Raw genomic sequence first — 6,271 nt, 5'->3', positions numbered from 1 at the left:
TCCTGCTTCAGCTCGTCCACCGTGGTCGAGACCAGCTTGGCCAGGATGTCCTTGGCCGAGGTCCCCACCGGGAACCGGTACTCCCCCGGGGCCAGATAGCCCTCCAGGCTCTTGGCCTTGGCCGGCAGCCCGAAGTCCCCCGGCTTCGCATTGAGCGCATCGAGGTCCTTGCGGTCCACCGACGCCGCCTTCGCGATCGCATCCAGCGAGTCCCCCACCCGCATCCCCGCACTCAGCGCGAAGTAGACCACCTTCGCACTGTCCGTGCCGGCCAGGATCGCCGCCGCATCCGAGGCCTTCATCTCCTTCTTGAACGTGTAGTCGCCAGGGCTGATCTTCCCGCCGGCCCCGGAGAGCGCCCGCACGAACGTCTCGGGGTCGGCGATGACCCCGTCCTGCTGGAGCTCCTGCGCCACGGTCAAGGGCCCCGCGCCGGGCTGGACGGTCACCTGGACCTGTCCGGTGCCGGGGCCGGGGTAGTCCGTCACCTTGTCCATCTTCAGGGCCGCGCGGAGTCCGAGCCCGAGCAGGATGGAGCCGGCGACCGTGAGGGCGATGACGACGCCCATCGCGATGGCTGCGGTGCGGAGCGGGTGCCTGGCCGGAGGACGCTGTGCTGCCGGGGCGCTGACGGGCGTCTCGGGCGCGCCCGGGCCGGCCGTGATGGCCTCGCCGCCGCCGGCCGGAACCGGATCGGCGGCCGGGGGCCTGCCGGGTCGCCTCGGGATGGTCACCGTATCAATGCTCCTAGCTCCTGGGCCTCTGTCGGCCCGGGAGGGAGGGCCCAGCCCACATGGGCCACCCGGAACTCTACCCCGCCTCCGCCGGGATCAAACACGGAAGCTGCCGGCGGGGCGTCCGCGTCACCCGACGGTGAGGCTTCCGTGCATGTCGGCGTGGTACTCGCAGTGGTAGGGGTAGGTGCCGGGCGTGGTCGGGGCGGTGAAGGTGACACTGCTGCCTGACGGGGCCGTGACCTTGAAGGCGCCACCGTCCGCGGTGACGGTATGGGTTCGGGCGTCCATGTTCATGACCGTGACCGTGGCGCCCGGGGCGACAGTGCCGGGATCGGAGTAGGCCGAGGCGCTGATGTGGATGGTGACCGCCGCCGCGGCGGTGGTCCGCGAGGGGCCCATGGCCATGCCCGGCTCCATCGAGGCCGTCGCGGCAGGCGCGGACTGGGCCGCGCCTCTGCCGGAGCTGCTGCTGCCCATGGCTGCGCCGGAGCAGGCAGCGGCCCCCAGCGATACTGCGCTGAGGAGGAGGGCCAGGCCGGCCAGGCGCCGGCGAGAGGGTGGGGACAGTTCCATGGTCAGGGTCCTTCAGGAAGGTCGGGCCGGTTCATGCCGGGTGGCTCGAGACGAGGTGGGCGTAGACGACCGTGTTGTCCAGGTACTGGCCCGACGCCGGGTCGTAGCCGCCACAGGTGATCAGACGCAGTTCGGCCCGGTCCGCGTTGCGGTAGACCTCGACGGTGGGGAACTGGGACTTGTGGTACACGTCGGTCCGGTCTACGACGAACACGGCTGCGGTGTGGTCGGCCCGCACCACCGTCACCTGCGCACCGGGCGCGAGCTCGTGGAGGCGGTAGAACACGCCGATGGGTGTGCCGATGGCGTTGACGTGCCCGAGGACCACGGCGGACCCGGAGGCGCCGGGCGCGACCGACCCGGTGTACCAGCCGGCCGGGGACCCGGGTGCTCCCGGCGGAACGGCGACCTCGCCGTCGGGCTGCTTGCCCAGCTGGATCAGGGGGGTGTCCACTCCGATGGAGGGCGCCTGGAGGCGGGTGGGGGCGGAGGCGGGCAGCACGGGGCCGGAGTGGGCGGGGGGCGGGGCCGCCTGCGCCGACCTCGGTGCCTCCGGTGATGGCGTGCTCTCCCCGGCCGTGGGGGACGGCGCGGGCGGGGAGGCAGCGGCCGTCGCGGGAACCCCCGTGGGGGCTCCGGTCTGGCCCACGGGGGCACTCCCGTGGGCCAGACCGAGGCCGATCCCCGCGAGGCCTGCGGCGAGCAGGAGCGTGGCGCCCACGGAGGCGAGCCGGCGCCCATGGCCGCCGCTGGGGGCACCTTCTCTCATCGGGCCTGACCCTCCTGCTCGCATAGCGGAATCAGGCCTTGGCTGCCAGACGGCGGCGGATGCCGTAGACCCCGCCTGCGGCGGCGATCAGGCCCGCACCCGTCGCGATGAGAGCCAGATCGGCTCCCTGCTGCTGTGCCGGGGCAGCGATGCCCGTCCCGGGGGCGCCGGCGGGCATCGCGGTGAGGGTGCCGCAGAGGGCGGGCGAGGTCGCCGCCAGCGGCAGTGAGGGCACGAGGTCGCTGGGCTCCTTCTGGGCTCCGGCCGGCAGGGTCGCCGGGTCCAGGCCGTGCACGACGACGACCGCCGTGCCGGACTGCAGCGATGCCAGCGTCTTCGCGTCCAGCGTGATGGTGCGCTGATAGGTGAAGGAGGAGCCCATCCCTGCGGCAGCCAGGTCGGTGCCCGCCGCGGGACTGGTGTCACCGCTCGTGGAGAGGGTCGCGCCGATGCCCCCGTAGAACGGGGCGCCCTCGGTGGTGCTGATCACCCCGTCGCCGCTGGTGTCGGCCGAGGGCCCAGGACAGGTGCCCCTGGCGCCGATGTGGATGTGCTGGACGTGCGGGTAGGGCTTGCCGCTGAAGGTCGCGGCGAGGCCCGAGACCTTCTCGGTCACGGTGGCCTGGTTTCCGTTCAGCGTGATCATGGCCGTGCCCGAGGCATGGGAGCCGTTGATGGCCCCCAGATTCGCCTGGTAGGTGGTGCTGTCGGCCGCCAGTGCCGGGCTCGTGGAGAGGGCCACGGCCCCGAGGGCGAGGGCCGGGGCGATCAGGAAGGCAGATTTCTTCATGATGGTGATTCCTCCATGCTCTTTGTCGCGTCGCCGGCTCCTGGTGGCGCCGGTCGCCGGGCTCAGGAACTGTCCGACGGCTACTGTTCGGAGTGGTCCGGATCACGGATTGGACCGATGCGTGTCCGCCGGCTCATTCGCTCCAGCACGCCAGCACGTCGGTGGCGATCTGGTAGGCGAGGGAGCTGCGGGAGACGCCGTGGGGGCCCACTGGCTCCTTCAGGCCCGTGGCGTCCACGGTGAGGGCGAAGCTGTCCTTCGCGAATGCCACGGTGCCCGCTGGACTCTGGTAGCCGGGCAGGCCGAGGTTCGCCAGCCCCTCGATCGGGGCAGCGCTGGGCAGCGCCGCGACCGCGCCGTGGGCGGCGGCGCGGGCCGCCGCCGGATCCGGGGATTCCTGGACGGCGAGCACCAGAGCGCCGGAGGGGAGCCGGTACGTGCAGGTGTAGCGGCTCCCCGCCCACGTCGAGGACGGTGAGGGGTCGGCGGGCAGCGCCAGGATCTGGGCGATCTTCGCCCTGATCTCCTGCCCGCAGACCATCGCCGCCGCGGGTGGCGGCCCCGCCGGCGACGCGGAAGAGGAGGGTGCCGCGGCGGACTGCTGCGCCGCCTCCTGCGGCGCGGGTGCCCCCTGAGCGGCCGCGCAGCCGCTCATCATCAGCGCCGCGCAACTGAGCGCGACGAGGCGGCGAACGAGGCGTGCGCCCATCGTCGTGTCCTTTCCCTCCGCCGGCGTCGCCCCGCGACCTCGGCACCATGGTTGCTGCTGCTCCATCATTCGGAGCCGGCCCCCTCGCGGACTGGCGATGAACCGGATCACTGCGCACGGCGTCTCATGGGCAGCGGCAGACAGCCGCCGGATCAGGGAAGGCGACACCATGAACAAGCGAGCAGCACTCCTCCTGGCCGCGGCATCGGCGGCCTCCGCCCTCGCCCTCGCCGGCTGCGGGGGTGGGAGCGGCAGCACGGGCTCGTCGAGCGCCCCGGCCGCAGCGCCCTCCTCGGCGTCGTCGGCAGCGTCGTCGTCGTCGGAGGAGGTCGAGACGCTCAAGACTGCTACCGTCGCGGGCCACACCGTCGTCGTGGACGGGGAGGGCAAGGCGGTCTACGTGTACACGCGGGACAACGCCGGCGCGACCACGAGCGCCTGCACCGGCGGGTGCGCGTCCCTGTGGCCCGCCGTGACCAGCGCCGGCGCCCCGACGCTGCAGGGCGTGACGGGGAAGATCGGCAGCATCACCGGCGTCGGCGGCAAGCAGCAGATCACGGTCAACGGGATGCCCATCTACTACTACGCGAAGGACACCGGCCCCGGACAGTTCAACGGGCAGGGCGTCGCCAACGTGTGGTATGTGATCGGCGCCGACGGGACCATGATCCAGACGCCGCTCGCCTCCGCCAGCTCGGGGACCGCCGGCTACTAGGCGCCGTAGACCGTCACGGCGGCGGCCTTCGCGACGAGCACGACGCCGGCCCCCGGGCCGAGGTCGAGCTCGGCGGCCGCCGCCGGGGTGAGGTCCGCCACGAGGGCGTGGCCGGCGGCGTCGCAGTGCACCCGCACCTGGGCGCCGCGCGGCTCGAGCTCGCGGACGATGCCGGCCCAGGCGTTCCGCGGCGACCCGTACGGCACCCCGGCCCCGCCCGGGGCCGTGGGGACCGGGTAGAGGGCCACGTCGGCGGGCCGGAACACGGCGATGGCCGCCTCGCCCGGGCCCGGGGGCTCCGCCCCGTCCGGCAGCGTGCCCGAGAGCTCGCCGAGCCCGTCGACGCTGAGCCGGCCGGCCGGGGCCGCGGGGTCGGGCACGGCACGCCCCTGGACGAAGTTGAGCCCGGCGAGGCCCGCGGCGAAGCGGCTGCGGGGGCGGTCGAGGAGGCCGGACGTGGGCCCGGATTCGGCGACGCGGCCGGACTCGAGCACCACGACGCGGTCGGCGAGCAGGTGCGCGTCGAGCGGTTCGTGCGTGACGATGAGCGCCGTGCGGTCCGCGAGGACGCGCCGCAGCAGCCGGCGCAGGGCGGGGGCTGCCGCGACGTCGAGGGCCGCGAACGGCTCGTCGAGCAGGAGGACCCGGGGCTCGGCCGCGAGCGCCCGGGCGATCGCGACGCGCTGCGCCTGGCCGCCCGAGAGCTCGGCGGGGCGACGCCCGGACAGCTCCTCGGCGTCGACCTCGCGCAGCCATCGTGCGGCGGCCGCGCGGGCCTCGGCGCGCGGGGCACCGGCCGCCCGGGGGGCGAAGGCCACGTTTCCGAGCACGTCCAGGTGCGGGAAGAGGAGCGGTTCCTGGGCCAGCAGCGCGATGCCGCGGCGGTGCGGGGGAACCCAGGTGCCGCGGCCGTCGGCGAGGACCCGGCCGGCGAGCGCGACGCTTCCGTCGTCCGGCCGCAGCAGCCCCGCGCACAGCCCGAACAGGGTCGACTTCCCGGCACCGTTCGGGCCCATGACCGCCACTGTCTCGCCCTCCCCGACCGCGAGGGCGAGCCGGACGCCGCGGGCGGCGAGGCCGGCGTCGACGGTCAGCAGGTCCTCCCGTGACGCGGTCACCGCGCTCCCCCGGCCCGGCGTCCGTAGGCGAGGCCCACCACCGCCGCGGCGACGGCGACGAGCAGCAGCGCGAGGGCCACGGCGGCGTCGGGATCCGTCTCGCGCTGCAGGTACACCTCGAGCGGCAGCGTGCGGGTGACGCCCTGGAGGCTGCCGGCGAAGGTGAGGGTGGCGCCGAACTCCCCCAGCGAGCGGGCGAAGGCAAGGACGAGGCCGGAGGCCACGCCGGGCAGCACGAGCGGGAGGGTGACGCGCCGGAAGGCATGGGTCGGCGATGCCCCGAGGGTCGCGGCCACCGCCTCGTAGCGGCCGCCGGCCGTGCGCAGCGCGCCCTCGAGGGAGACCACGAGGAACGGCAGGGACACGAACGCCTGCGCCATGACCACGGCGGTGGTGCTGAACGCGACCTGCACGCCGAGCAGGTCCAGCCAGCGCCCGACGAGGCCCAGCCGGCCGAACGTGTACAGGAGCGCGAGGCCGCCCACCACGGGCGGCAGCACGAGCGGCAGGAGCACGAGCGTGCGGAGCCAGCGCAGGCCGGGCACGCTGCCCCGGGCGAGGGCCATCGCCATCGGCACCCCGAGCAGGAGCACGACGGCGGTGCTCGCCCCCGCCGTCGTCAGGCTCAGCCGGAGCGCCGCGAGGGACGCTTCCGAGGTGACGAGGGGGACGAAGTGCGCCCAGTCCACGCGGACAAGGATCCCGGCCAGCGGCACGGCCACGAACAGCGCGCCCACCGCCGCCGGCGCCCAGAGCCAGGCAGGAAGCCCCGTGAACCCGCGGGACGTGACCTTCAGGAGGTGACCCCCAGACCCGCCCTGCGCTGAGGGGTCACCTCCCTGCGTTGAGGGGTCATGTCC

General features: G+C 74.4%; 8 protein-coding genes. 1 reads left to right on the top strand and 7 read right to left on the bottom strand.

All coding sequences use genetic code 11. The annotated features are described in order from the left end of the window. The 5 genes from J2W20_RS12915 to J2W20_RS12895 all read right to left on the bottom strand — a co-directional run. The coding region (locus J2W20_RS12915) for an endolytic transglycosylase MltG (protein ID WP_307007049.1) at window positions 1–734 on the bottom strand (734 nt) is incomplete at its 3' end. A 129-nt stretch (window positions 735–863) separates the two neighbouring features. Continuing rightward, window positions 864–1,310, bottom strand: coding sequence for a cupredoxin domain-containing protein (locus J2W20_RS12910; RefSeq protein ID WP_307007047.1), 447 nt, complete (start codon window positions 1,308–1,310; stop codon window positions 864–866). A 31-nt stretch (window positions 1,311–1,341) separates the two neighbouring features. Next, window positions 1,342–2,079, bottom strand: coding sequence for a class F sortase (locus J2W20_RS12905; RefSeq protein ID WP_307007045.1), 738 nt, complete (start codon window positions 2,077–2,079; stop codon window positions 1,342–1,344). Window positions 2,080–2,110: 31 nt separating this feature from the next. After that, the gene (locus J2W20_RS12900; protein ID WP_307007044.1) at window positions 2,111–2,869 is read right to left on the bottom strand and encodes a hypothetical protein; all 759 of its coding nucleotides are present in this window, start codon (window positions 2,867–2,869) and stop codon (window positions 2,111–2,113) included. A 133-nt stretch (window positions 2,870–3,002) separates the two neighbouring features. Further along, window positions 3,003–3,578: a hypothetical protein gene (locus J2W20_RS12895; RefSeq protein ID WP_307007043.1), complete on the bottom strand. Its 576-nt coding sequence runs from the start codon at window positions 3,576–3,578 to the stop codon at window positions 3,003–3,005. A gap of 169 nt (window positions 3,579–3,747) precedes the next feature. Here J2W20_RS12895 and J2W20_RS12890 point away from each other — a divergent pair, with 169 nt between their 5' ends. Next, the gene (locus J2W20_RS12890; protein WP_307007042.1) at window positions 3,748–4,293 is read left to right on the top strand and encodes a COG4315 family predicted lipoprotein; all 546 of its coding nucleotides are present in this window, start codon (window positions 3,748–3,750) and stop codon (window positions 4,291–4,293) included. Here the strand turns inward: J2W20_RS12890 and J2W20_RS12885 are convergent. Both J2W20_RS12885 and J2W20_RS12880 read right to left on the bottom strand, forming a co-directional pair. Beyond that, window positions 4,290–5,411 carry a sulfate/molybdate ABC transporter ATP-binding protein gene (locus J2W20_RS12885; protein WP_373458013.1) on the bottom strand — a complete coding sequence of 374 codons (1,122 nt, stop codon included), beginning with the start codon at window positions 5,409–5,411 and terminating at the stop codon, window positions 4,290–4,292. The two genes, J2W20_RS12890 and J2W20_RS12885, sit on opposite strands and share 4 nt — an antisense overlap. Beyond that, window positions 5,408–6,208 (bottom strand): ABC transporter permease, encoded by an 801-nt coding sequence (locus tag J2W20_RS12880; protein WP_307007070.1) that lies wholly within the window; start codon window positions 6,206–6,208, stop codon window positions 5,408–5,410. Before J2W20_RS12880 ends, J2W20_RS12885 begins: the two co-directional genes overlap by 4 nt. Window positions 6,209–6,271: the final 63 nt, after the last annotated feature.

The organism is Sinomonas atrocyanea, from assembly GCF_030812675.1.
Lineage (GTDB): Bacteria > Actinomycetota > Actinomycetes > Actinomycetales > Micrococcaceae > Sinomonas > Sinomonas atrocyanea_B.
Note: the sequence above shows the minus strand (reverse complement) of the source record. Positions and strands in the feature narration are given on the sequence as shown.

What these genes read in the sequence shown, in the direction of transcription:
- J2W20_RS12900 (WP_307007044.1), bottom strand. Translation starts at nt 2,869, where the DNA reads ATGAAGAAATCTGCCTTCCTGATCGCCCCGGCCCTCGCCCTCGGGGCC.
- J2W20_RS12890 (WP_307007042.1), top strand. Translation starts at nt 3,748, where the DNA reads ATGAACAAGCGAGCAGCACTCCTCCTGGCCGCGGCATCGGCGGCCTCC.
- J2W20_RS12895 (WP_307007043.1), bottom strand. Translation starts at nt 3,578, where the DNA reads ATGGGCGCACGCCTCGTTCGCCGCCTCGTCGCGCTCAGTTGCGCGGCG.
- J2W20_RS12905 (WP_307007045.1), bottom strand. Translation starts at nt 2,079, where the DNA reads ATGAGAGAAGGTGCCCCCAGCGGCGGCCATGGGCGCCGGCTCGCCTCC.
- J2W20_RS12910 (WP_307007047.1), bottom strand. Translation starts at nt 1,310, where the DNA reads ATGGAACTGTCCCCACCCTCTCGCCGGCGCCTGGCCGGCCTGGCCCTC.